Below are 23,405 nucleotides of genomic sequence, written 5' to 3' on the forward strand. Positions count from 1 at the left end.
GAAGGGCTGCGCTCTTCCCCTTTTTTATTGATTTTTATTTAACCCATTTTTATTCTGGAGTTGTGCAGATGGAAAACCTCTCCTCCCTCACTGTAGAAGGCGAGTCTTTACAGCAAAGGGTGTATCAGGCACTGGAAAAAATCACCCAGACCTCAGACAGTCAAGCCCTAGACCAACTCCGGGTAGATTACCTAGGTAAAAAAGGCGAATTAACCAGCCTACTCAAAACCCTAGGCAGCCTGCCAGCCGAAGAACGACCTAAAGCCGGTGAAGTTATTAACCAAGCTAAACAAGTCGTTCAAGATGCTTTAAATACACGCAAAGATGAACTTGATAGCGCGGCCCTTAATGCACGCCTTGCTGCTGAGTCTATCGACATTAGCCTACCAGGTCGTGGTCAGGAAATTGGTGGCCTCCACCCAGTAACCCGCACCATAGACCGTATCGAAGATTTTTTCTCTTCTATAGGTTTTACTGTGGCAGAAGGCCCAGAAGTTGAAGATGATTACCACAACTTTGAAGCCTTAAATATACCCGAACACCATCCAGCACGCGCCATGCACGACACCTTCTACTTTGATGCGCATACCCTATTGCGTACTCACACTTCACCTGTGCAAGTGCGTGAAATGGAAAACAAACAGCCACCAATACGCATTATTTGCCCTGGGCGTGTTTACCGTTGTGATTCAGATATGACCCACTCCCCTATGTTTCATCAAATGGAAGGATTATTAATTGATGAGAACATTAGTTTTGCAGACCTAAAAGGTATTCTGCAACAATTTCTACGCGCCTTTTTTGAGCAAGATTTAAAAGTGCGCTTCCGTCCTTCTTACTTCCCTTTTACAGAACCTTCCATAGAGGTAGACGTAGACCGAGGCGATGGTCGCTGGTTAGAAGTACTAGGCTGCGGCATGGTTCACCCAAAAGTTTTAGAAATGTCAGGCATAGACCCTGAAAAATACACAGGTTTTGCTTTTGGAATGGGTATGGAGCGTTTTGCAATGCTGCGCTATGGCGTTGATGATTTACGCCTATTTTTTGATAACGACCTAAAATTCCTCAGCCAGCTAGGCTGATTAAGCAACCTATTTACTCGGGGATTCCAAAACAATGAAATTCAGTGAAAAATGGCTGCGTGAGTGGGTTAACCCCGCTATAGATTCAGACAGCCTAGATGAACAACTCTCTTTAGCTGGTTTAGAAATAGATGGACGTGAAGCTGCTGCGGGCGAATTTAGTGGTGTTGTAATTGGGGAAATACTCAGTGCTGAACCCCACCCTAATGCAGACAAGCTACAAGTTTGCAGCGTCACCGATGGTACAGAAACCTATGCCGTAGTCTGTGGTGCGCCTAATGCAAGAGCTGGATTAAAAACTGCCTTTGCCCGTATAGGTGCTGTATTGCCTGGTAACTTTAAAATTAAAAAAGCCAAGCTACGCCAGGTGGAATCCTTTGGAATGCTCAGTTCAGAACAAGAGCTAGGCTTATCTGAAAACCACGACGGCATCATGGAACTACCTAGCGATGCTCCCTTAGGTATGGATATTCGTGAATACCTAGATTTAGACGATCAAATTTTTGATGTCGATCTAACCCCTAATCGTAGTGACTGCCTATCCATTGCAGGCTTGGCACGCGAGTTAGGTGTACTCAATAAAATGGGCGTAAACCAGCCAGTGCTTAACCGCATTGTTGCTGAGATTGAAGATCAGCCAAAAATCACCTTAGAGGCACCCACAGCCTGCCCACGTTACCTAGGCCGTATTATTCGAGGTGTAAACATTAAAGCCACCACCCCACTTTGGATGCAAGAAAAACTGCGCCGTGGTGGTATTCGAAGCCTAGACCCAGTGGTTGATGTCACCAACTATGTCATGTTAGAGCTAGGTCAGCCCATGCATGCTTTTGACTTAGCCAATATTAACGGGGCTATTACTGTTCGTCTTTCAAAAGAAAACGAAACCTTAACCCTGTTAAACGGTACCGAACTTAAGCTAAACCCAGAAAGCCTAGTCATTGCCGATGAAAAACAAGCCCTAGCACTTGCTGGCATTATGGGCGGTGAAGCTAGCGGCTGTAATGAAGCCACCCAAGATTTAATGTTAGAAGTTGCCTATTTCGACCCTTTATCCCTAGCAGGTAAAGCCCGTGACTATGGCTTACACACCGATGCTTCACACCGTTTTGAACGAGGCGTTGATTTTAAACTGCAAGAAAGAGCCATGGAACGAGCCACTGAGCTATTGCTAGAAATCACCGGTGGTAAAGCTGGCCCTATTACTGAAGCAGTCTCAGAAGGTCATTTACCCACTCGCAAACCTGTAACTTTACGCAAAGCACGCTTAGAAAAGCTATTGGCGCTACGCTTAGACGATGCAGAAGTCAATGATATTCTTACCCGCTTAGGCTTAGAAGTAACCGACACAGGCGCAGCTTGGGTTACCCAAGTGCCTAGCTACCGTTTTGATATCAGCATTGAAGAAGACCTTATAGAAGAAGTTGCACGGGTGTACGGCTACGATAACCTCCCCGTTAAAGCACCCACGGCCAACTTAATTATTCAAAGCCGTTCAGAAAGTGAGCTTAGCAAGCGTCAAATTCGTGAGCTACTGATTTCGCGTGGTTATCAAGAAGCCATTACCTATAGCTTTATAGACCCTAAGTGGTCGGCTTTATTTGACCCCAACAACGAACCACTAGCCCTAGCTAACCCAATCTCAGCAGACCTAGCCGTTATGCGCACTAGCCTACTGCCTAGCCTAGCTAAAGCACTTAGCCACAATCAAAAGCGCCAACAAGCAAGAGTACGCTTTTTTGAAACAGGCTTAAGCTTTATTAAACAAGCAGACGGTAGCCTAAGCCAAGAACCTAAATTGGCTGGCTTGATTAGTGGCAACCGCTTCCCAGAAGGTTGGGCAGGCAAAACAGAAGATGTCGACTTTTTCGACCTTAAAGGCGATTTAGAAGCTTTAATAGACCTAGGCAATAATGCCGAGCGTTGGCAGTTTCGTGTTGCTAGCAATCCTGCACTGCATCCAGGTCAAAGTGCAGAAATACTCTTCCAGCAAGATGATGGTCAGCAGGTAACCGCAGGTTGGATAGGCGCACTTCACCCTCAACTAATGAAGTCGCTCGACTTAAAAGGCAAAGTATTTGTTTTTGAGGTATCCCTAGCCTGCATTACACAGGCTCAAGTAGCTCAATTCCAAAGCCTTTCACGCTTCCCAGAAATGCGCCGTGATCTAGCTCTAGTGGTAGATGCAGAGCTACCAGTAGGACAACTCATACAAGAAGCTCGCATTCAAGGTGGCGAGTGGTTGCAAAAAGTCACCCTGTTTGATGTTTATCAAGGAAAAGGCGTAGAAGAAGGTAAAAAGAGCCTCGCTTTGGGCTTGACCTGGCAGCATCCTTCACGCACTCTAACTGATGAAGAAATTAATACTCAAGTTAATCAAGTTGTTACGGCCTTTTCACAGGGTTATGCAGCAGAACTGCGTAGTTAAACTCTTAGTAAACTGACTAAGACAAGTATATTAACTACAAGTTATGTGCTAGGCAGAAAAATCAGCTTAGAGACAACCCTGCTATCAGATGAACAAGTGTAAAAGCTTGTTCATCTAACTGAATAGGTTACGAACAACCTATGCAAGGAGCAGAATAGATGGGTGCATTGACTAAAGCAGAGATGGCTGAAAAGCTAATTGATGAATTAGGCTTAACTAAGCGAGACGCCAAAGAAATGGTAGATTTATTCTTTGGTGAAATTAAAGACTGCCTAGCAGATAACGAACAAGTTAAAATTTCAGGCTTTGGAAACTTTGATTTAAGAGATAAAAATGAACGCCCAGGCCGCAACCCTAAAACGGGTGAAGAAATTCCAATTTCAGCCCGCCGAGTGGTTACCTTTAGAGCCGGACAAAAGCTTAAATCTAGAGTAGAAACTTACCAAGGTGATTGAAAAACCTAGTGTTTTTGTAATAAGCCTTGCAAATATAATTCACTAGCCTATAATGCGTCTCGTTGAATCAGCAACCCCTATTTATGCTGAATTAATTTAGTAACAGAAGTAACAAGGTATGACGGAGTGTGGCGCAGCTTGGTAGCGCACTTGCATGGGGTGCAAGGGGTCGTAGGTTCGAATCCTATCACTCCGACCAAAAACAGCAGTAAAATTAAAGACTTACAGCCACTTGGCGTAGGTCTTTTTTTTTGAATAAAATAAAATAAAAAATGTCCCCAACAATGTCCCCAACACGGTTTTTAATCATAAGCGCCAGCAAAATACCGTTTAATAAAAATAGCTGGCGCTGGTTAATCGCCTATAAATAAATATGGGCTTTTATGGTTAGCTTATGGGCTAGCTCATTACTGCCAGCGGCGCAAACTCCCCCAGCCGCTTCCTACCTTGTTTTGGTTAGAAGCTCACTGCCTTGCTAGCCATAAGCGCCAGCCATACAGGAAACGGCAACGGATAAAACTATAATTTTCTTATAAGTAGTTGAATATCGGGGTCTGCGTTTACCCGTGAGGGGGTGGGGTCTAGGAGTACCTTTTGATTATATTTTTTAGTCGTTCAGGCAATAAAAAGCCCATCGGTCAAGATAGGCAGAATAGTTTTTAACAATAGGTGGCATCTATCCAATAGTTTTTAATAACTCGCTGGCGCTGCCCCTCCTAACTCAGTCATAAAATAATCTAGCCGCGCTTGGTGTGCGTCCACGCTTTCTAGTTCGTCAACCTCATACTGGTCAATATCTGCCAGATGTAACGCATCAGCAAACTTGAAGCCGTGTTGTTCAGATAGTTGGCGCATGGCTTCTAGGGCTGCTTTCATATTGGCCTTGGCCAGTGGGATATTCTTGTTTACTCGGTCTATTGTTTCTTGCTGCTTTTTATCTAGGTCATAATTAGCAAGCTTGTTTGACGCGCTAAGCATGGTTAGGTGGATAGCTTTTCCCTGCCAGTACGCCATGCCCAAGATGGTGCTAATCTTAAAAAAGTAATCGCTCCAATCTGTGAAGGCTGCGTCCATCATGTTGTAGGTTTTACGCTCTACATTCTTAGTTAAGACTTTCAATTCATCTGCATCATAAATGCCAGCCGCTACCGCTGCCAGTTGCTTAGAGTTCAGTTGCTTATATAGATTGATATTGCGTTTTTTTAACAGAGTAATGTAATCACCTCGGTTTAACTTTTAAGTGTTGTCCTAGGGTTTCTAATCGCTCTTGTAGCTGGTCTATCTCTATGACCTTAGCCAAGGTAGCTACCGCGCTAATAAGTTGAGCTGCTATGTCTAGTGCTAGCTTGCCAGTGCCTACCGCCTGAATTATTGCTTCTGCTTTTTCGCTTAGCGTTTCGGCTTGCTCTAGCTCTGTTAGGTCGATAACCGCAACGGTGCTTTTTAATGCTGGCAATGCTCGTTCCAGTAATAACCTGGCCGCCTGTACGTCACCTTCTAGGGCTTGCTTCTTCACCACGGTCAATAGTTAGGGTAAGTCATCGGCTAGCTGTTCACGCAGCAAAGTAGCTTTGTTTTTCACACCTTTAGGTCTGTCTTCTGGGTTGCCGCTTTGCCCTTTCTTGAATTTAGTCATCTGTCTGTTTTAATCCTGTAGTTATCAGGGGTAGATAATTGCTTCTAGGCACTTTAGCGCCAGCTTTTAATTTTTTACCTTGGTCTTATGTTTCCTTACCCACTAAAAGCCTTACTTTCTTACTTTTTTCGCTCTAGCCCTTATGTAGCAAGGCTTTCAGATAGTAAGTTCAATTTACTGCATCTTACTTTCTTACTTTTTCTACAATTATCAAGGTAAGAAGGTAAGGTACGGTATTTTGCTTGTACCCTCTGTACCCTTCACCCCGCATGGCTTGCAGCGGTTTTGGTAAGAAAGTAAGGTTTTGCGTGTCTGTGTGTGGGCTAATATCTTCATCTAAGTTTTTAGGCTGCAAAATACCTTATGCTGGGTTTACCGCCTACGGTTTCATCAACCTCTTTAAGCAAGCCTTCTTGCAACATATCTGCAACAAGTAATTGCAGTTTTGCAGCAAAGCCGCCGCCCTTAGAATAGCTCTTAAAAGGCTGTACTCCTTTTGCATGGTTACGCAGGTCGTTCCACAAAATGCCGCGCGGGTCTTTTTTAGATACGATTCTATAGACCGCTTCTTTTTCAGCACTCATGCCTATTAGCCCTTTCTCCCTCATGGCTGTATAGACCTGCTCAATTGATAGCAGGGCAATTTGTATTGCCATATCTACATATCTTGAGCTAATCAGCCTGCCAACCTCCTTGCCTGCAATAAGGCTTTCTACTGTATGTAAACAGGCTGCTAGCTTCATTATTCGCTGGTCTAATTTACCCACTACGCCGCGTAGCATTTCGTGAGAATATTTCGCACCATCCAGCATCAACGGCTCTACCTCTTGCTTTAATATATTTAGCTTGTGCCAATCACTGCCAGTTAAACTAAGTTTTTCTAGCTCTTGATATTCAGTAGCGCCAGCATCTTTTGCCTGCTGGTATTTCAGCACTAGCGCCTCCATTGCGTTGGCATATTTATTTGATAACTCACTACAAGGCTGTGGTCTTGCTTTTAGGTGTTCACGGTTTCCAAGTAAGGTAGGTTCGGCCAGCATAATAAAACGCTCTGCAATGCCAGTGCCGTTTGACTGCTCAAGAATGGTGTCGATAGTTCCACCTTGTGCAATGACCGTAACTGCACCAAAAACAAAGCCGTCATATCCCAATCTGGTTATCCGTGTTGAGCTATGCCAGTCACCACTGAACCCCTTTAGAATTAAGTCATTATTAGAAGCTTTGTCTTTGCCATAACTCACCCCTAAAGCCGTGTTAATCAATCCCTGCTCAGCACTAGCCAAACAAAAGTGACCGCTCTGTTGGGCAAGTATGCCGTCTAGCGCCTCGGGCGTGGTGTCTGATACAAAAGCCTTGTAGTAGCTTTTCGGTGGTGTTTCATCATCATCATTTAACGCGGCATTAAATTTTGCTGCATCCGTATTCATGGCTTTAATAGACTGCTGAATAGGTTGCAACAACTTCATTAAAACGCCGCTTTTCCCTGTGCTGGGTGGCTGCTCAGTAGCTACATAAAGGCTGGTTGGTATTTGGCCGCCGTATTGGTAAGCCACGTTGTAAACCATTGAAACAGGTGACGACACTATCCCTAGTGCCGTTAGTATTGTTGTATCTCTTGGCATTTGCCGCGCATCTGCTAGCTGTATTGCATACTTGCCTAGCTGCGTGTCCTTGAGTATTTCAGCAAAGATGCCAGCATTTAAGCTGGCTTGGTTGGTTTGATTAGTCGGCAAGGCGTTCATGCTTTCACCTCGCTAGATTTTCTTAATACTTCTCTGATTATTTCCTTATCGTTAGGTGTAGGTGAATACACGCCATACCAGTACTTGCAGCCGTCTATATCGGTAAACTCTTTAGGTACACAAGGCAGGGTTAAGCCGTGCTTTTTACGTGCAAAGGTGGCTAGGTTGGCTACCCGTGTCGTCCGAACTTCTTGTTCAGCTTCTTTGGTGCTTACATTGCGTTGCAGAATTAAAGCTAGGAAGCGGTTAAGTTGAATGGGGCGTTTCATAAAATAATACCCCCTAGTAACTTAGCTAAAGCGCCAGCTAGAGCAATAATGACTGTTGATGAAGCTAGCACCAAACAAGCCGCTGCTACCCGTAGTGGTAACATTCTGATAGTGCTATAATTCCCTTGCAGTCGGGTGCTGTCTTTTTTAGGCAGTGCCTTTTTTTTGTCTTGCATTTACGCCACCCCGCTAACTTTATAAACAACCACGCCGCCAATACTGGCGCTGGGGTTCATGGGGGTAATGGGTTCAGGCCATAACGGGTTAAGTGCTTTTAGGTAACGCTTACCATCACGCGTTATAGCTAGCTGCCTGAATACCTCCCCGTCGGCTTCTGTTAGCTTGGCAATTACTAGGCTTCCATTTACTGCCTGCTTTTGTGGGTCGATATACAGTAAGTCACCATCATTAAATGACTGGCTACCCGTTGGGCTGTACATGCTTTGGCCTACCACTGTTAAGGCGTGTAGGTGGGCTGGGTTGTTTGGTGGCATTAGCATTCTGCACCCCCATTTAAGCGGTCATCAATCCATGCCTGAACCTCTTGAGAGTTCCAGCCAACGGCACGACGGCCAAGCTTTTTAGATTTTGGGAATGTGCCTTCTGCCATGAAGTTATAAATGCTGGCGCGGCTATAGCCTGTAATACGGATTAGTTCAGCCATGCGAATGATACGCTGGCCTTCTTTGTATAGAGTATTTTCAACCACTGTATGCCTCCTTAGGCTTCTTTTGACTCAGTGGTTATTTACTATAAGCATATTTTTCTGGCATGCGGTCGTTCCGTGCCAACTATTTATTTTCGGGCTTGCTTATCCTCTTACGTATTGTGTTTGGGTTTTCACCTTCTTTTCTTATTTTGGCAATAATCCGCGCCGCTTCTGCCTTAGATAAGCTAGGATTATCAAGCCACAACCTTTCCGCTAAGCCCTGCCAATCGCTCCAATCCGGATTACGTTCAAGTCTACGCTGCTGTGCGCTGCTAAAACCTGCTTTTGTTCGCTGCTCATGTAACGCGGTTTTTTCTCTTGATAACGCAAAAGTCTGACTATCTAAGACTCTATGCTTATTAAGAAGATTTTCGTCACTCCGGTAAAGTTCTTCAAAATCAAGAGCAAGAGCGGCTATTAGGTCTACTTTGTTTACTGGCCTTCCTTGGGATTCCTCAAACGCTAAATTCCCTTCAATAATATCAACAAGCCATGCAAACCTATTAGGGTCAAAGCTTGAGCATTTGCTTTCTGGGAAAGTTTGCGTTGCTTTATAGAGGGTTTGTCTTAGGTTTTTAGTACTTTCATTAAGCATTACTACGCCTCCTTGCTAGTAAAAGTAACTACGTTTGCATTGTTCAGTAGCACGTCCAAGTGATCGCCCCACAAGCGCCAAGCCTCAGCTTTTTCTTTTGTATAATCGTAGTGTTGGTAGTTTTTTCTTGTTTTGCTTTTGGTTTCTATAACGTGGTTTTGGCATCGGTCGATAATATCTGGCGATATACCAAGCTTTTGCATCATGGTCGAACCTGTACGGCGTAGGTCGTGCGGTGTCCACTCACCATTAGCCCCAGCCGATAAAACTAAATCATCATTATGAAGCCTGCCTGATAATGGCTTATCTCGATTTTTAAAGCTTACCTGCCTATCACCTATCTGCTTACTGACTGACTTGGTACAAACGTGCGTCGGTTTATTGCGGGACGGAAAGCAGAAGTCTGTATTGCCTGTTTCAGCTTTCAGGATTTTAAATTGCTCAATAGCAAAATTAGATAGGCTTATATTATGGTCACGGCGCTGGTGTTTGCGCCCTTTGGTGTTTGCGGCTGGAATGTGCCAAGCGCCAGCTTTAAGGTCGATATGCTGCCACTCAGCCATAAGCAGTTCACCAATGCGACACAATGTGCTTAAACATAGCCATACTGCACACTGAACAGGAATACTTACTGGTCTGCTACCGCTGTATTTTTGACCGGCTGGTATATTAGAATAATCATCTTCTAGCTTTTTAAATATCGCTTTTAATTCTCTGATCTCATCATCAGATAAGATACGCTCCCTTTCTTCTTTGTAGCCTTCATCTTGAAGCTCAGTAACTTGGTTCGGCTCAATTAAATCTATAGGGTTGCCTTCAACCATCAGCCGCCGCCAAGGCTGGCGCTTTTCGCCCCACCTAAGCATCTGACCAAGGTCACGATAAATAACGTCTATAGTTCTATTTAAGCCGCGCTGGGGGTCATTTTTTACAGTTGCCTTGCTTTTTATTGCCTTGAGCAAGCCTAAAAGGTCATCGTCGGTTAATTTGCTAATATGTATAGCGCCAATCTCAGGCAGAACGTGCTTATTGAATACGCGCTTCAAGACTTCGTTACCGTCTTGGCGCTTTACACCAGTGTTTGCTGTTGTCCAGCTATTAAATAAGTCTGCCACTGAAAGCGCCGCTGCTTTTTCCTTTTCATTGTCGGTTATTGTTTTAGTTATTGCCGCCTGCTTTTCTATTTTTTCGGCTTGGCGTTTTTCGGTTGGGTCTACGCCTTGTGATAATAAATGCTTAGCTTCGTCTCTTGCCGCTCTAATTGTTTTTATTCCAGTTTTTGGAAACGTACCGCACCCATAATCCCTTATTTTCCCCTCGGGGCTTCGATAGCGGTAAACAAATGTTATTGACGTATTGCCGCTTGCTAAAACTCGAACACGTCCACGCAACCCGTCTCCGTCCCCAATCGTTCTATTTTTATACTCAGCATTAGCTATTTCTTGCAGTGCCCTGACTGTCCACTCTTTACCCTTGCCACCTTTTGGATAAAGTATTTCTTTTGAGTTTTCGGCAATAATGTTTTTTCTGGTCATAAAAATGTCCCCAACAATGTCCCCAACAGAACAGCAAGCTTTTAATATATTCCACTAAACAACTCTGGATACTAATCTAGCCTGAAAACCTTGCTACGCTTAGCTTCAACTATGCCACTAGCGCTTATTAGTGTCCAGTAGAATACAGGGCTTAAATAAATGGGGTGCAAGGGGTAGTAGGTTCGAATCCTATCACTCCGACCAAAAATAGCATTAAAATCAAAGACTTACAGCCATTCGTTGTAAGTCTTTTTTTATGCTTTGCGTCTAACAACTCCTAGACTAGACACCAGACTAGACACGAAACGCTGCTAGTGGATTCATACCCAGGGAGATAAGATTCGTATTCTTCATTTCCTTGCTTGGTTCAAAACCATTAATCAACCCATATAAATTGTTCGGGCTTTAGTATTGCTTCACCATCCCAGCGGTAAGCACATAGCTTTCTATCAGAACCACCAGCAATGCTGTAGTCTAAACAGGCAATTTGCTTATTAAGTGGTGCTGGTGTTCCAGTTAACCAGTAATGCCCCACAAAAAGCGGTTTATCGCCTTGGTAGCCAGGTAGGATATTTTCAGGCACAGGCAGGTGAGGAATTTTATCAATAACATCGTCTGGCACCATAGCTAAATCACGGTAAGTTAGAGCTTGTTGATTCCACCACTCAGTACGTATTTTGTGGCGAGGGTTTTGGTCTTTATCTAAAAAGTAATGCCCTTCAGGTAAAGGAATTTCTAGCCCTTTTAACAATGTTTCAACGGCTTCAAAGCCTGGGTTTCCTTCTAGGGTTAATTCAGGCCAAGCATCTTCTAAAATACGTTGTTGGCTATCTAAGTACGGCGCTATCACTTTTAACTGTTTAGGATGCCAGCAAGCATGAACAACTCTAAAATTAGGCAGATCCAAATATAGGGGCAGCGTTTTAAACCAAGCAATCTGCTGCTGGTGTAGCCTACTGCCTTCTTTTACTTCTTCTAAATAGGCCTGATGCTGGTTAAAGTTTTTTTCGTTATGTTGACGTAGGTACTCCCCTTTTTGATTAGGGTTGGGTGTGGCATAAGCGACGGCATTAAACTCATGGTTACCCATAACGGCTAAAGCTTTGTGATTTTCTACCATACGCTTAGCAATGTCTACCGTAGCTATTTGACGTGGACCACGGTCTACAAAGTCGCCCAAAAAAATCACTTTACGACTTGTGTGTTGCCAACCATTAGGCGTAAGCCTGTAATCCATTTTTGCTAGTAGGGCTTCAAGCTCATCAGCATGGCCATGAATATCGCCAATTAAATCATACATAAACGGCTCTTCGCATTTAAGGGTGTGGAATAAAACTGTTAGCCTTTTCATTTTAAGCGACAACTAGCTACTGGTAGCAAACTGACTGAGGATACCAGTATCAAGGGTCTTTAACGCAACATGCTAGCAAAGATTCAATAAGTTAACTCAATACTTGTTAAGGCGTGAGTAGCTTCGAAAGCATGCGATAATGAAGTGGTTAAGGCGCACAGCCTATTGTGGGTGAGCCAAAGGATAGGAGATACCCAAGCAGCGCTTAAAGTCCGATTCACTGCGTTACAGTGTGACACTACGGAAAGACGTGTAGGCAAGCTGGCTAAAAGCCGTTATGAGAAGTTGATGCGGGAAACCATAAATAACAACTTGGAATCCAGCCATGAAAAGCCGAGTCACTCACGTTACGAGTGTGTATTGATAAGGCGGTACCTAGTAACTCTATAAGTCGTTTCGATAAGTTCCGCGCAAGACTGAACGGCATCGCCTTAACAATGCAGTGAATGCGCAGGCTGATTGGCTTTGTCTAGTCAATGCCTTCATCTAAAGGAGCAGGTTAATAATGCCTACTATAAAAAGATGCCCTGAGTGTGCCAGTGAGAAAGTGTTTTCAAGTCATGTGCAAGCGTTTTACATCAATACCGGAGAGCACTATGTACACTCGATGAAAACACACGATGCCCACTCACCAAGTGGCTGCACGAATTGTGGTTGGAGTGGGGTTTTAAAAGACATCGACGGATGGGATAAATGAACGTGCTAACTATACTAAGCAAGTATTGTCACCGGAGGAAATCAGTACCTACCGCTGCATTGACAATTTAAGCGCCTATAGCTCAACTGGTAGAGCAACGCCCTTGTAAGGCGTAGGTTGCAGGTTCAACTCCTGTTGGGCGCTCCAATTTAATATGACCGCCAAGCCTCTCACAGAAGCTTAAATTGGCACTCGACGCTGATGGCACTAGGCAAAACGAGTAAGCACCTGCAGACGTGCAGGGAAGCGGTTTTCAAGTGCCACCCCTATTCAACACTATTAGCCCTTACCTCTTGCGTGCTCACCTGCCTGCAAAACTCTCTCTTTATTCAGCTCTCTATGCTCAGCAATCAATTCCATTAAAGCTTCACGATTGGACATGCCAGCTTCCATATCTAACACTTCTTTAATTGCATCCATGATGTTTGCTTGCTGCTCTGCACTTCTGGTTTCACCATATTTCGCCATAGCATAAGCGGCATTAAAAAAACCTAGGTCGTGAATCGGGTGACTGGTTAGGGTTTCAGGCATATCCCTTAGCTTGATCGCAGTCCTTCGATCAAGGCGCTTTCTTCGCTGAGATTTAGGTTTAACCCTTTGGCTATAAAAATGCTGACCAACCTGTTCAAAAAAATCGAGCTGCAAGTTATGCAAAACACCTTTCTTTGGAAAAGTCACTTGACCAAGCGGCCACTCACCCTGCTCGATCAACTCAAGGTTGGGTGTGAACCAAGCATGCACATGCGGATAGGCTTCATCTAGGTGCAAGATGCTGGCATGAAGCAGCATTTGGCGTTCTTCTAGCCATTGGTTAAACCAAGCATGGCTACGCTCCCTAAAGTCGTAAATAAGGTCTTGTGGCGCATCCTCAGTACGCTGGGGTAGCGATGCGACCAGTGTACCTAGCGCCACAGAGTTACTTCTTAGTGGACGACCCTCGGGGTAATGCCCACCTCGACCATAACGGCACTGCTCCATCTGCTTATTGATCCACGAACCCCGAAATTAGAGAATTTCAAATTTAGAGATTTTCAAATCTCGCTTCTCCTATTCTGTATATCGGGGAGGCGCTGATTTGGGGTGGTGGACGTTCCTAATGTGGGTTTTTGGCTCAACCTAGTGTTGCGGGTGGTAATTCCTGATAATGGGTTGGTTTTAGTCGTTAGGGTATTACCTCAAAATTAAGCTCACCCAGCCACTTAATCTAGGGCTCTAAAACTTCAAATTCTAGCACCCATTTCGACCTCACTTTTTTAATTCAGGCAGTGCCAAAAGTGGGCATTCCTAAAAAGCAGTGCTGGGTTACCCCTAATGCAAAAGATGGAACTCCTAAAATCAGTTGGGCGGCTACTGAAACCAAAGTGCAGTTAGCCGTGCTAGGTATGCCCAAGTGCAAAAAATAGGGAATACCAAAAGCACTTAGGAAGCGCCAGAGTTGCTTAGGGAGTGCCAAAAGCAGTTAGGAAATACCCAGCCACTAGACCGGCCAGGGTAATTGTCGCTTAATACAGAAGTGGCGTTTACTATAGTTTGGTGGCTCTAAGTTATTTGCAGTCTTAGCATTCAGGTAAGTTGGGGTAGGCTTCAGCAAAGTTAACTCTGCCTGAAATTAGGTTTTCTGCTTCACCTAAGGTTCGTAAGCAAATATTGGAAAGCCGAGCAATGTCATTGTTATTCATTCCGGCTTCGCTAAAGTAGACTTGACAGTTATCAACAACATCAGCACACGACTGAATAATTAAAAGCGCCTCTTTTTCTGTCAGTCCAAAAGCCTGAACCTTAGACATTGCATTTGTCAGTGATGCTTCCCGTCCATTTTCTCCAACAAGAATGGCTTGCTGATCAAGTTGACTAGGATGCGGAAGCACATCAAAAATAGGGCTTAACCGATACAGACCATTCTGCTCACGCAAGAAGCCATGATTTTTCAGGTGGTCATCGGTATTTCCCACCATGATGTTCAGGAGCATCCTAGTAAACAACTCCTTTTGATCAAGCTCAGGTTCAAAGGAAAGCCTTTGGGTTAGTCCAGCCAAATGAGGATACCCCATACGCTGATCGTTGGGACGAGTTTTATGGATATTCAAAATTGCATTAGCACTTAGGTAATGAAGTCTTTGCCCATTAGGCAGGCGATCAAAACGCTCAACCATAATCGTGGTACTGCCTGCTAGATCGATCAGCTTGACTTCTGGCACACGACAACCGGCTGAGCGAGCCATTTCCAAACAGGCTTTTTCAGCTTTAACCTGGTTAAAAATATCATCATTTCTGGAAAATTTAGCAATCCATTCCTTGTTTTCATGGGAAACAGTGACCTTTGGTCGAGCGCCGCCCATTGATGACCCATACTGAAGTACCTTGAGTAGCTCAGGCGAAAAAAGCTGGCTATCAAAATCACCGAGTTCTATAGCTCTTGTTGCACGCATTAGCTGCTCAAGCTGACCAAATTCAGCGACCCTAGCGAGCTTCGGTGTATAATGCTGACTTGCTGATGCAGCAAGCATGCCAACGCCACTGCCGCGTGATGCTAACATCCATTCCAGATGATTTTTTGGGTGATCCTTATGGATAGAGAGGATCACCCGCCTGCCCCAATTGTCAGGCATCGTGTCATCAAAACATGACCACAAAAAATTATCCCTGTAAATTGAGTCTGTGAAAGGAAGATTTATAGGGTCAAGAGCAAAGGCATCACCACGAGCCATCCAACTTTTGGCATATCCAAAAGAATAGCTTCCATTGGCCGATGAAAGCACAGCAGCAGGTACATACTCGCCAGCTAGCGTTTGAGCAAATATATAAACCTTAGAAGTCGGTTGACGGCTCATCTAAAACCCCTAGCTTTATGCGTTTTTTCTGGTTGTGAACAAGTTTAGCAAGATCCAGTCCAACCTTGTCACGAACTGGATCGGCAATATCGCCATAGTGATCACCCAAGCTCAAAACCTGTAGGACGGATATTAGGACACCAACACCGACACCCGACTCACCATCCCTTAGCCGACGGTAGGTTTGTGGCGTTATACGGGCGCGTCGACAGACATCCTCAATTCGTAGCTTGCGTCTTTTTCTAGCAAGGTCGATGTTTTGGCCTGCACTTTCAAGGAAGTATTGCGCCTCTAGTGAGATATAGACCCTAGTTTGCATAGCGTTCTTAGCTCCCTCAATTCAAAATAGATGATGTATCAATCAATATAAGCCCTTAGGTATGATTGATCTACTATTTTATTCATTGCATGGTTTGCTAGCTAGCTGGGCAATACCTTGCTACCAAGCAATGCATCTGTGGCTATAAAGTGGGGTATTGCCCAATGCATTGTTTGGCTTGGGTGCTACCGAATTGTTTAGTGAGGTTTTCCCATGAATCAAGCCGCTTTGGACACTCCACCACCAGAAACAGGTTTAACCATGACTGTACCCCAGCTAGGGGTTGTTCATCATGGTGATGGACCCTTGTTAGTTTTAGCTGGGGCTGGGTCTGGCAAAACCGCTTCGATTGTCACCAGAGCGGGTCGCATGATTAACGAGGGCAAATTGCCTGAGCATCACCTGATGCTGACCTTTAGCAAAAAAGCCGCTGAGGAAATGCGCAATCGCTTGGATGGGTTGGTTGGGAACGCCCTCTCCGACCGCATGCAGATACGCACCTTCCATGCCTTTGGTGATCAGTTTATTCGGGCTTATCCAGCAGAGTGTGGTCGCCAGCCTGATCATACGGTGCTTGATGAAAGGGATCAGCGCAATCTCTTTGCACGAATGCTCAAAGAGCTGTTTAAGGTCGACTGCCTGTCGTTTGGTTGGATTTATTATTCATCTTTGATTCGAAGTAAATGGCCATTGACAATCGGTATTTTTAATTGTTGGACCTAATGTCCTAGAGTTCATTAATCGTGGCGGGAAAATTAGACTTATTTGCTCTCCTATACTTACTGAAGACGATATTGTGTCAATTGCCATAGGCTATAAAGAAAAATCTTTAGTTGCAGAAAGTGCTGTAAATTGTGATATTGATGAATTATTAGAGGGGGTCACATCTTTCAAGAATGTAGTGGTAAATCCACACAAGTATTGGAGATAAGGAAGACTATGTTTTATGCCTTACTCCATGAGTTTGACAATGACTCTGCTTGCTTAACACAAGCTCTACTGCTTCAGCGGCTTTGTCAGGTGGATATTTGTAACGTTACAACGTCCGGCGAACAAAAATCTTGAGCTTTGCCAAAGCCCTTAAATCCGGACAGGTCTCAACGGTAAGGATAATCTACTGACATCCCTGATGAAACAGATTACAGAAGCGGCCTTGGGTTCAGAAATCGAGGCTATTTGTCATATCAAACGTTTTAATGCTGCGACTATGTCGCCACCTGGAATATCAGAATTGGGGGACAGAGATAAACGGATAGCTCCCATGATACGCTCATGCCCCAAGTTCATTGCGGTTAAAACATGCGATGGTTTGTAGCTGCTGGCTGTGCATGCTGATCCATTTGAAACAGCAATAAGTCCTTTGAAACTCACCATTGCAGCTTCTGAATTAATACCAGGGATAGAAAAATTGAGAATATAAGGAGACGTATTCTCACCATTTTCGATGGCTCCTAACTCCGATAGCTCGGCCTTCAAGACATTTTTTTTAAAAGCTGTTTGCTTGAGCCAGTCCTTCGCCTCATCATAGGCAATTTCACACGCAAGGCCAAAACCAGCGATTAACGGAACAGCTAATGTGCCTGGACGCAACCCCTTTTCCTGCCCTCCTCCATACATTAATGGTTTAAGAGGTATTTTTGTAAACCCACGCCTACGAGTCACAAGAGCACCAACTCCTTTAGGAGCATACAACTTGTGGCCACTGGCGCTAATCATATCAATTCGCGAGTTTTTGAGTTCTTCGGATAACTTACCATAGCTCTGGGCAGCATCTACATGAAAGTAAGCATCATGATCTGAGAGGAGTTCGCAAATCTCTTTAATTGGTTGAATACACCCTGTTTCGTTATTCACGTGCATTAGAGTAACTAAAAGCGTGTCGTGTCTAAGTGCCAATTTCAGCTCATCGGTATCTATTAACCCATTCTCGCCTACAGAGATATACGTAATTTCAAACCCCTTTGATTCAAGGTGCTCTAATGGCTCAATAACGGCCTTATGTTCAATTCGACTACTAATAATATGCTTTTTATCACTTTCTGCTGCGAAGTCTACTAGCCCCAAAATAGCAATATTGTTGCTTTCCGTTGCACCACTGGTAAAGATAACTTCAGATTTGTCGGCTTCAACTACCCTTGCAACTTGCTCTCGAGCAACCTCTACAGCACGCTTTGCATTAAGACCAAATTCGTGAGTTCGACTTCCAGCATTGCCAAACTCTTCCCTCATAAACTGATGAACCAGTTCAGCTACCGGCTTGCTCACCGGAGTTGTTGCGCAGAAATCTAGGTAGGTCGTCATAAAATTCTCTTATATTTATAACAGCTTAAGATGTTTTTATGTTACCATCTCAATCTGTTCGTTCGTACATAGCGCTCTGATGTTACGAACAATCTTTTCGTTAAAAATCATGGGAAACAATGGATATTATCATCTCGGGCATGAGCTTTCCTGCCATCCAAGGTATACAAGCAGGTCGTGAATATTACATCGTTATGTGTCCGCTCAAAAGGCTGACAAAAATCTTCACCTTTGACGAAACAGAGCTTGCCGTGCAAGAGCGCGCGCAACGCGTATTGAACCATTCACGCATCCCACAAATTACCAAATACATCCATGATAACCGTGAGGACTACACGTTCTCGTCAGTTACTGCCTGTATTGATGGCGATGCCAGCTTTACGCCTATAGCAGAGCATGGTCATGGCTCTAAAATTGGCACACTTACCGTTGATGAGGATGCCGAGTTTTACCTCACGGACGGCCAGCATCGTAGTGCTGCGATTCAAAAAGCTCTTGAAGAAGACCCAAGTCTTGGTAACGAAACCATTTCAGTTGTTTTCTTCGTTGGTAAAAACCTAGAGCAACGCCAAAAAGTCTTCCGCGACTTAAATCTTTACCCTGTACCAACCAGTAAATCGCTGGCTGTGGTTTATGGTAACTCAGCAGAAGACCTATTCACCAAATGCATTGCAACTGAAAGTAAATTCTTTGATGGCGTTGTTGAACTCAGTGATACGCGGCTGAGCAAACGATCCGCTAAGCTATTTATGCTCAGCTCATTGCAACTTGCCTGTTTAGAGCTATGTAACAAGGTTGACGACCAAAACTGGAGAAGCGAAGCGGAGAAAGCAATCAGGTTTTGGGATGCCTTGGCTGCCAACTTGCCGCTATGGCAGCAAGCCAAAAATCACGAGATCAAACCAGCCGATCGCCAACATTATATTTTGTTCACAGCTATTGCCCTGAAGAGTTTCGCTATTTTGGGCCGTGAATTAATAGCAGAACACAAAAACTGGAAAGCACTTCTAAAAGGCTTATCTGGCATCAACTGGGACCGCTCTAGCAGAATTTGGTCGGATCGCTGTTACCGAAACGGCCGCATGGATCACAGCAAAAACTCTGCCATGCTTACTGTAAATGCCCTTAAAAAGCATTTAGAACTACCGCTTAATGAAGAGCAGCAAAAAATTGAAGACAGATTCCGAGGCGAAAGCGATGAACAATAAAAGTTCAGTTCAGGTCTATTCCGCTTTTAACGAAAAAGGCCTCAAAGACACTATTAAAAGCAGTATCGAGCATATTAAAAAGCTCTATTTGTCAGACCACATTCCATGGGTAATTGGTTACAGTGGCGGTAAAGACTCCACCGCTATTCTGCAGCTTATATGGTACGCGGTGCAGGAGCTTGCAGCGGAAGGAAAATGCCACAAAGATGTGCACGTTATTAGTACCGACACGCTGGTAGAAAACCCTATTGTTTCGATGTGGGTTGAAAAGTCACTCAATCAGATGCATCACGAAGCGGAAAAACAAGGCTTGCCTATTAAGCCTCACCGCTTGACTCCAGCAGTTAAAGATCGTTTTTGGGTCAATTTGATAGGCAAGGGCTACCCTGCACCACGCCCAAAATTTCGTTGGTGTACAGATCGCCTTAAAATTTCACCATCAAATACGTTCATCACCAATTTGGTTGATAAACGAGGTGAAGCCATTTTGGTGCTGGGCACACGTAAAGCCGAGAGCTCTGCTCGTGCCGCCAACATGGAAAAACATGAAAGTAATCAAAGCAACACGCGACGGGCTGATGGTTTAACTGCTAATGGCTCACTTGATCGTGTTTGGGTTTACACACCGATCGCTGAGTGGACAAATGATGATGTTTGGGTATACCTCAACTCTGTAAACAACCCATGGAACTTCCCAAACTACGATTTAATGGGTATGTACCAAGGCGCGACCGATGGCGGTGAGTGCCCTCTGGTCGTTGATAAAAGCACACAAAGCTGCGGTGATAGTCGTTTTGGCTGCTATGTATGTACCATGGTTTCAGAAGATAAATCGATGTCAGCGATGATCGCTAACGATGATGAAAAGGAATGGATGTACCCACTACTGCAGCTACGTAACGAAATTGACGTGAACGACCCTGTTCACGAGAAAAAGCTAGACAAACTACGTCGTGATAAAGCCAATCGTGACTTTCGTCGAATGAATGGCAATCTGACGGTACATATATCAAAGCACGGCGCTGATATTGTGCCTGGACCATATCGCCAGCATTTCCGGGAACACCTGCTAGGTAAAGTACTGGAAGCCCAAGTAGCTGTACAGCAAGCAGGTCCAGAAGAAGTAAAAAACTTAGAATTGCTTCCACTAGAAGAGCTAGAAGCTATTCGAAACATCTGGTTAGAAGAAAAGCTAGAAATCGAAGATCGTGTGCCCGTTATTTACCAACAAGTTACAGGCCTGCCATACCCAGGTGAACGTCGCGCCCACCACCCTATTCTTAATAGCAAGGTGATGAGCAAGCTTAAAGATTACATTGCGCAAAGCCAAGAAGATCCTGATGGTTTGGTTTATGAACAAGTGCGTTCTACTATTGCTATTGCAGCCAAACACCGCAACCAACTTCGCCGTGCTAACCTTCCTGCCGAGCTAAACGATAATCTAGAAAAAGGTGCATTCACTAACCTGCAAGAAGCGAAAGAGTTTGCACTGGACCGCAAACGCAACGAACTTGTGATTCAGCGTCGATACCTTGTCGAAAAGATTGCTGAAGCTAAAACAGGTGAAGATAAAACGCTCTTGAAAGATGAGCACGACAAAATAAACGAACAAATTAACTTGATTACAAAATCTATCAAAGAAGTTGGCTATAGCTCGTTGATCATCGCTACCGACAACGATGAAGTCGATGAGGAACTACAACAGCCATGATCTTCGAATCGTTAACTCTAAAAAACTTTGGCATTTACCGCGGTGAACATAGCGTTGACTTACGTGTTACCGAGAGTAAACCTGTGATTCTTTTTGGTGCACTCAATGGTGGCGGTAAAACGAACTTTTTGGATGCTATTCAGCTTGTACTATATGGTAAGCATGCTAAGTGCTCTAACCGCCCTGGAAAAGCCTATAGTAAGTTTTTAGCGAGCTGCAAAAACCACGAAGCGCCAGATGTGGAAGACTCAGGCATCTCTTTGTCTTTTACTCACCGTACCGACAACAAAGAGCGTCATTTCCGCATCGAACGTCGCTGGAAAGTTCACAATGATGAAGGCAAGGACCACATATCAGTATTCTGTGACAAAGTACTCGATCAGCACCTAAGCGATCATTGGGATGATTTTGTTAGCGAATTTATTCCGCTTAGCCTATCAGAGCTCTTCTTTTTCGATGGTGAAAAAATCGAAGACCTAGCTCAACCACAGCGCTCTGCCGATATGATTCGTACCGGTATTGAAAGTCTGCTGGGGCTTGATGTTCTCTCGCAGTTACAGATCGACCTCACCCAGCTTGACAAAAAGCGAAAAGCTGGCAACGTTGATGGCTCTGTAAAAGAAAAGGTAGCCGCATGTGAACAAGAGCTTGGTAAAATTAACGCCGAGCTCAACATAGTGAAAAAAAATATTGCTGATATTGAACACAACCTCAGCGATGCCAATATTTCCGTGAACCGTGCACGCGAAGCCGTGCGTAATGCTGGTGCTCACCTTATTGAAAAGCGTGACGAAATTAAATTTGAACTGGGCGCTGTTGAATCAAAGCTTAAAGCCAATCGTGCTGAGCAAGTTAAACTGGCTGCCGGAGCTCGCCCTTTAGGATTAATTAAAGATCTCATTGAACAAACGAAAGTGCAGATCAAGCTAGAAACACGTGCAAAACGCGCTCAAGCCCTGCAGGCCGAAATAACCAGCTACAACAATTCATTGCTAACAGCTCTCGCCAATGCACCTGCTACAGCAATTGAAGCAGCCAAAGCAGCTATGCAAGCTAAGCAAAAAGAATTAGATGAGCTTGGAAATGTTGAGTGCTACCTAAATACCGATATCAGTATTTTTAACGGCCTAGATGAACGTATAGAGCAAGAAGAAGCTCAGTATCAGAAGCTGGTTACCGAAAAAGAAGCATTGCTAAAACAGCAAAGCAACTTAGAAAAGCAACTAGAGACGATTCCTAATTATGAGTCTGTTCAACACATACTTAAAGACCTAGCAGATAAAGAAGCTGCACTGACCATTCTGGATTCGGAGTTACAGCGCTACAAGCTGCTACAGGAGCAACTACAATACCGTAAACTTGCCACCGACCAACGTTATAACAATCTGCTAACTCAGCAAAATAAGGATAGCTTTGAAGAAAAACGTACCATTCGTGTTAGCGAGCACATCAGTAATATTAAGAGCACCCTGCGTGGTTTTGGCGAGCAACTTGTCGCCGAAAACATCGAACACCTGCAAACCTTGGTAAAACAAAAATTCGATATTCTAGGACGTAAAGAGCAACTGATTAGCCGTCTAGAAATCTCACCACATAATTTTGCCATCACGCTATTCGGCACCAATGGCAACCCCATAGAGTCAGGTAGGTTATCGGCCGGTGAGCGTCAGCTCCTATCAGTTGCGATTCTCTGGGGCTTAGCAGAAGCCAGTGGTAAAGAATTACCAACGGTTATCGACACACCAATGGGTCGCTTAGATGGTAAGCATAGAACCAAGCTGATCGAAAACTACTTTCCGTTTGCTGGCAAGCAGGTACTGCTGCTTTCGACCGACGAAGAAATCGTTGGGAAGTACTACCAAGCACTAAAACCTCGTGTAAACAGTGAATACCTAATTGATTTTAAACACGTTGAGCGCTCTTCAACCATTTCAGAGGGTTACTTCTAATGACTGATACCATTGAGACAATCCGTTTATCAGAAAAACAGAAGCAGCAACTGATTAGGTTGAAAGCTAAAACAGGCATCGAAAACTGGAACGTGCTATGCCGCTGGGCACTGTGCCTTTCATTAGCGGAGGATAGCCCTCCGCCGTATGAAGATATTCCTTCAGATAGTAATGTTGAAATGAGCTGGAAGGTGTTTGCTGGGGAGTTCTCTGAAGTGCTACATGCTCTTTTAGCAACCTACTCATCAATGAGTAATGATCAACATGGATTAAAAAGTGCTGATTATTTGAAACTCCATTTAAATCGTGGCATTTCAATTTATAGCAAGTCACTCTGCTAGCGGTGGGTTTTGGCCGATAGTCAAACCTATCGGCTATTTTAATATACCGTAGAAAAATGTTAGCTGTCGCTCCTATAAGATGGTTATTTAAACCAAGTTTTAGACAGCGTGTTATAGATATAGCCTTGATTAACTAATAGACTTGTAATTGTTCGATCAACTTCTAATCCCGTTAACTCTTTAATTTTAATATGTATTTGTGCAATAGACATTGGCTCTTTCATCGTCTCGTATAGCTCCAACGGA

23 protein-coding genes and 2 tRNA genes are annotated in these 23,405 nt (G+C 44.2%); 10 read left to right on the forward strand and 15 right to left on the reverse strand.

The features are described 5' to 3' along the window. The first annotated feature begins 68 nt into the window (after positions 1 to 68). From pheS to BP27_RS0106470, 4 genes are all read left to right on the forward strand, one after another. Positions 69 to 1,082: a phenylalanine--tRNA ligase subunit alpha gene (gene pheS, locus BP27_RS0106455; protein WP_027850858.1), complete on the forward strand. Its 1,014-nt coding sequence runs from the start codon at positions 69 to 71 to the stop codon at positions 1,080 to 1,082. Positions 1,083 to 1,116: 34 nt separating this feature from the next. Then, a complete protein-coding gene (gene pheT, locus BP27_RS0106460) occupies positions 1,117 to 3,510 on the forward strand; it encodes a phenylalanine--tRNA ligase subunit beta (RefSeq protein WP_027850859.1) in 2,394 nt (797 codons plus the stop codon). Between the two features lie 158 nt (positions 3,511 to 3,668). Beyond that, positions 3,669 to 3,965, forward strand: a complete 297-nt coding sequence (ihfA, locus tag BP27_RS0106465; protein WP_027850860.1) for an integration host factor subunit alpha — start codon at positions 3,669 to 3,671, stop codon at positions 3,963 to 3,965. A 122-nt stretch (positions 3,966 to 4,087) separates the two neighbouring features. Next, positions 4,088 to 4,164, forward strand: a tRNA-Pro gene (locus BP27_RS0106470). Between the two features lie 491 nt (positions 4,165 to 4,655). Here the strand turns inward: BP27_RS0106470 and BP27_RS0106475 are convergent. The 11 genes from BP27_RS0106475 to BP27_RS0106525 form a co-directional block, all read right to left on the reverse strand. After that, positions 4,656 to 5,084 carry a hypothetical protein gene (locus tag BP27_RS0106475; protein ID WP_027850861.1) on the reverse strand — a complete coding sequence of 143 codons (429 nt, stop codon included), beginning with the start codon at positions 5,082 to 5,084 and terminating at the stop codon, positions 4,656 to 4,658. Positions 5,085 to 5,184: 100 nt separating this feature from the next. Continuing rightward, on the reverse strand, positions 5,185 to 5,490 hold the full coding sequence (locus tag BP27_RS15470) for a hypothetical protein (protein ID WP_211251291.1): 306 nt from the start codon (positions 5,488 to 5,490) through the stop codon (positions 5,185 to 5,187). Positions 5,491 to 5,493: 3 nt separating this feature from the next. Continuing rightward, the gene (locus tag BP27_RS17380; protein ID WP_245597820.1) at positions 5,494 to 5,601 is read right to left on the reverse strand and encodes a DUF5681 domain-containing protein; all 108 of its coding nucleotides are present in this window, start codon (positions 5,599 to 5,601) and stop codon (positions 5,494 to 5,496) included. Positions 5,602 to 5,945: 344 nt separating this feature from the next. Continuing rightward, complete coding sequence (locus BP27_RS0106490; RefSeq protein WP_027850862.1) at positions 5,946 to 7,343, reverse strand: DUF3987 domain-containing protein; 1,398 nt, start codon at positions 7,341 to 7,343, stop codon at positions 5,946 to 5,948. Then, complete coding sequence (locus BP27_RS0106495; protein WP_027850863.1) at positions 7,340 to 7,612, reverse strand: hypothetical protein; 273 nt, start codon at positions 7,610 to 7,612, stop codon at positions 7,340 to 7,342. The genes BP27_RS0106490 and BP27_RS0106495 overlap by 4 nt, the downstream gene beginning before the upstream one ends. After that, on the reverse strand, positions 7,609 to 7,788 hold the full coding sequence (locus tag BP27_RS0106500; RefSeq protein WP_027850864.1) for a hypothetical protein: 180 nt from the start codon (positions 7,786 to 7,788) through the stop codon (positions 7,609 to 7,611). Before BP27_RS0106500 ends, BP27_RS0106495 begins: the two co-directional genes overlap by 4 nt. Further along, positions 7,789 to 8,112: a LexA family protein gene (locus BP27_RS0106505; protein WP_051610405.1), complete on the reverse strand. Its 324-nt coding sequence runs from the start codon at positions 8,110 to 8,112 to the stop codon at positions 7,789 to 7,791. Then, a complete protein-coding gene (locus BP27_RS0106510; protein ID WP_084324536.1) occupies positions 8,106 to 8,276 on the reverse strand; it encodes a helix-turn-helix transcriptional regulator in 171 nt (56 codons plus the stop codon). Before BP27_RS0106510 ends, BP27_RS0106505 begins: the two co-directional genes overlap by 7 nt. A gap of 127 nt (positions 8,277 to 8,403) precedes the next feature. Next, positions 8,404 to 8,916 carry a hypothetical protein gene (locus tag BP27_RS0106515; protein ID WP_027850867.1) on the reverse strand — a complete coding sequence of 171 codons (513 nt, stop codon included), beginning with the start codon at positions 8,914 to 8,916 and terminating at the stop codon, positions 8,404 to 8,406. Between the two features lie 2 nt (positions 8,917 to 8,918). Further along, the gene (locus BP27_RS0106520; RefSeq protein WP_084324534.1) at positions 8,919 to 10,451 is read right to left on the reverse strand and encodes a tyrosine-type recombinase/integrase; all 1,533 of its coding nucleotides are present in this window, start codon (positions 10,449 to 10,451) and stop codon (positions 8,919 to 8,921) included. 376 nt (positions 10,452 to 10,827) lie between these two features. Continuing rightward, positions 10,828 to 11,751, reverse strand: coding sequence for a metallophosphoesterase (locus tag BP27_RS0106525; protein ID WP_027850869.1), 924 nt, complete (start codon positions 11,749 to 11,751; stop codon positions 10,828 to 10,830). Between the two features lie 819 nt (positions 11,752 to 12,570). Between BP27_RS0106525 and BP27_RS0106530 the strand changes: the two genes are divergently transcribed. After that, positions 12,571 to 12,646 (forward strand) — tRNA-Thr (locus BP27_RS0106530). Positions 12,647 to 12,778: 132 nt separating this feature from the next. Here BP27_RS0106530 and BP27_RS0106535 read toward each other — a convergent pair. The 3 genes from BP27_RS0106535 to BP27_RS15485 all read right to left on the reverse strand — a co-directional run bounded on the left by BP27_RS0106535 (position 12,779) and on the right by BP27_RS15485 (position 15,649). Next, the gene (locus BP27_RS0106535) at positions 12,779 to 13,477 is read right to left on the reverse strand and encodes a plasmid recombination protein (protein WP_027850870.1); all 699 of its coding nucleotides are present in this window, start codon (positions 13,475 to 13,477) and stop codon (positions 12,779 to 12,781) included. A 578-nt stretch (positions 13,478 to 14,055) separates the two neighbouring features. Next, positions 14,056 to 15,330, reverse strand: coding sequence for a type II toxin-antitoxin system HipA family toxin (locus tag BP27_RS15480; protein WP_051610407.1), 1,275 nt, complete (start codon positions 15,328 to 15,330; stop codon positions 14,056 to 14,058). Continuing rightward, positions 15,308 to 15,649, reverse strand: a complete 342-nt coding sequence (locus BP27_RS15485) for a helix-turn-helix domain-containing protein (protein WP_051610409.1) — start codon at positions 15,647 to 15,649, stop codon at positions 15,308 to 15,310. Before BP27_RS15485 ends, BP27_RS15480 begins: the two co-directional genes overlap by 23 nt. A 213-nt stretch (positions 15,650 to 15,862) precedes the next feature. Between BP27_RS15485 and BP27_RS0106555 the strand changes: the two genes are divergently transcribed. After that, complete coding sequence (locus tag BP27_RS0106555) at positions 15,863 to 16,372, forward strand: UvrD-helicase domain-containing protein (RefSeq protein ID WP_027850871.1); 510 nt, start codon at positions 15,863 to 15,865, stop codon at positions 16,370 to 16,372. Between the two features lie 456 nt (positions 16,373 to 16,828). Here the strand turns inward: BP27_RS0106555 and dndA are convergent, their stop codons facing one another. Further along, positions 16,829 to 17,950, reverse strand: coding sequence for a cysteine desulfurase DndA (gene dndA, locus BP27_RS0106560; protein ID WP_027850872.1), 1,122 nt, complete (start codon positions 17,948 to 17,950; stop codon positions 16,829 to 16,831). 119 nt (positions 17,951 to 18,069) lie between these two features. Between dndA and dndB the strand changes: the two genes are divergently transcribed. From dndB to dndE, 4 genes are read left to right on the forward strand one after another with little or no spacing between them, the layout of a single operon-like run. Continuing rightward, positions 18,070 to 19,158, forward strand: coding sequence for a DNA sulfur modification protein DndB (gene dndB, locus BP27_RS0106565; RefSeq protein ID WP_027850873.1), 1,089 nt, complete (start codon positions 18,070 to 18,072; stop codon positions 19,156 to 19,158). Then, positions 19,148 to 20,869 carry a DNA phosphorothioation system sulfurtransferase DndC gene (gene dndC, locus BP27_RS0106570; RefSeq protein ID WP_027850874.1) on the forward strand — a complete coding sequence of 574 codons (1,722 nt, stop codon included), beginning with the start codon at positions 19,148 to 19,150 and terminating at the stop codon, positions 20,867 to 20,869. The genes dndB and dndC overlap by 11 nt, the downstream gene beginning before the upstream one ends. Further along, positions 20,866 to 22,818, forward strand: coding sequence for a DNA sulfur modification protein DndD (gene dndD, locus BP27_RS0106575; RefSeq protein ID WP_027850875.1), 1,953 nt, complete (start codon positions 20,866 to 20,868; stop codon positions 22,816 to 22,818). The genes dndC and dndD overlap by 4 nt, the downstream gene beginning before the upstream one ends. After that, the gene (dndE, locus tag BP27_RS0106580; RefSeq protein ID WP_027850876.1) at positions 22,818 to 23,159 is read left to right on the forward strand and encodes a DNA sulfur modification protein DndE; all 342 of its coding nucleotides are present in this window, start codon (positions 22,818 to 22,820) and stop codon (positions 23,157 to 23,159) included. The genes dndD and dndE overlap by 1 nt, the downstream gene beginning before the upstream one ends. The last annotated feature ends 246 nt before the right edge of the window (positions 23,160 to 23,405 follow it).

The sequence above is a fragment of the Marinospirillum insulare DSM 21763 genome (assembly GCF_000686905.1).
Classification (GTDB): Bacteria; Pseudomonadota; Gammaproteobacteria; order Pseudomonadales; family Halomonadaceae; genus Marinospirillum; species Marinospirillum insulare.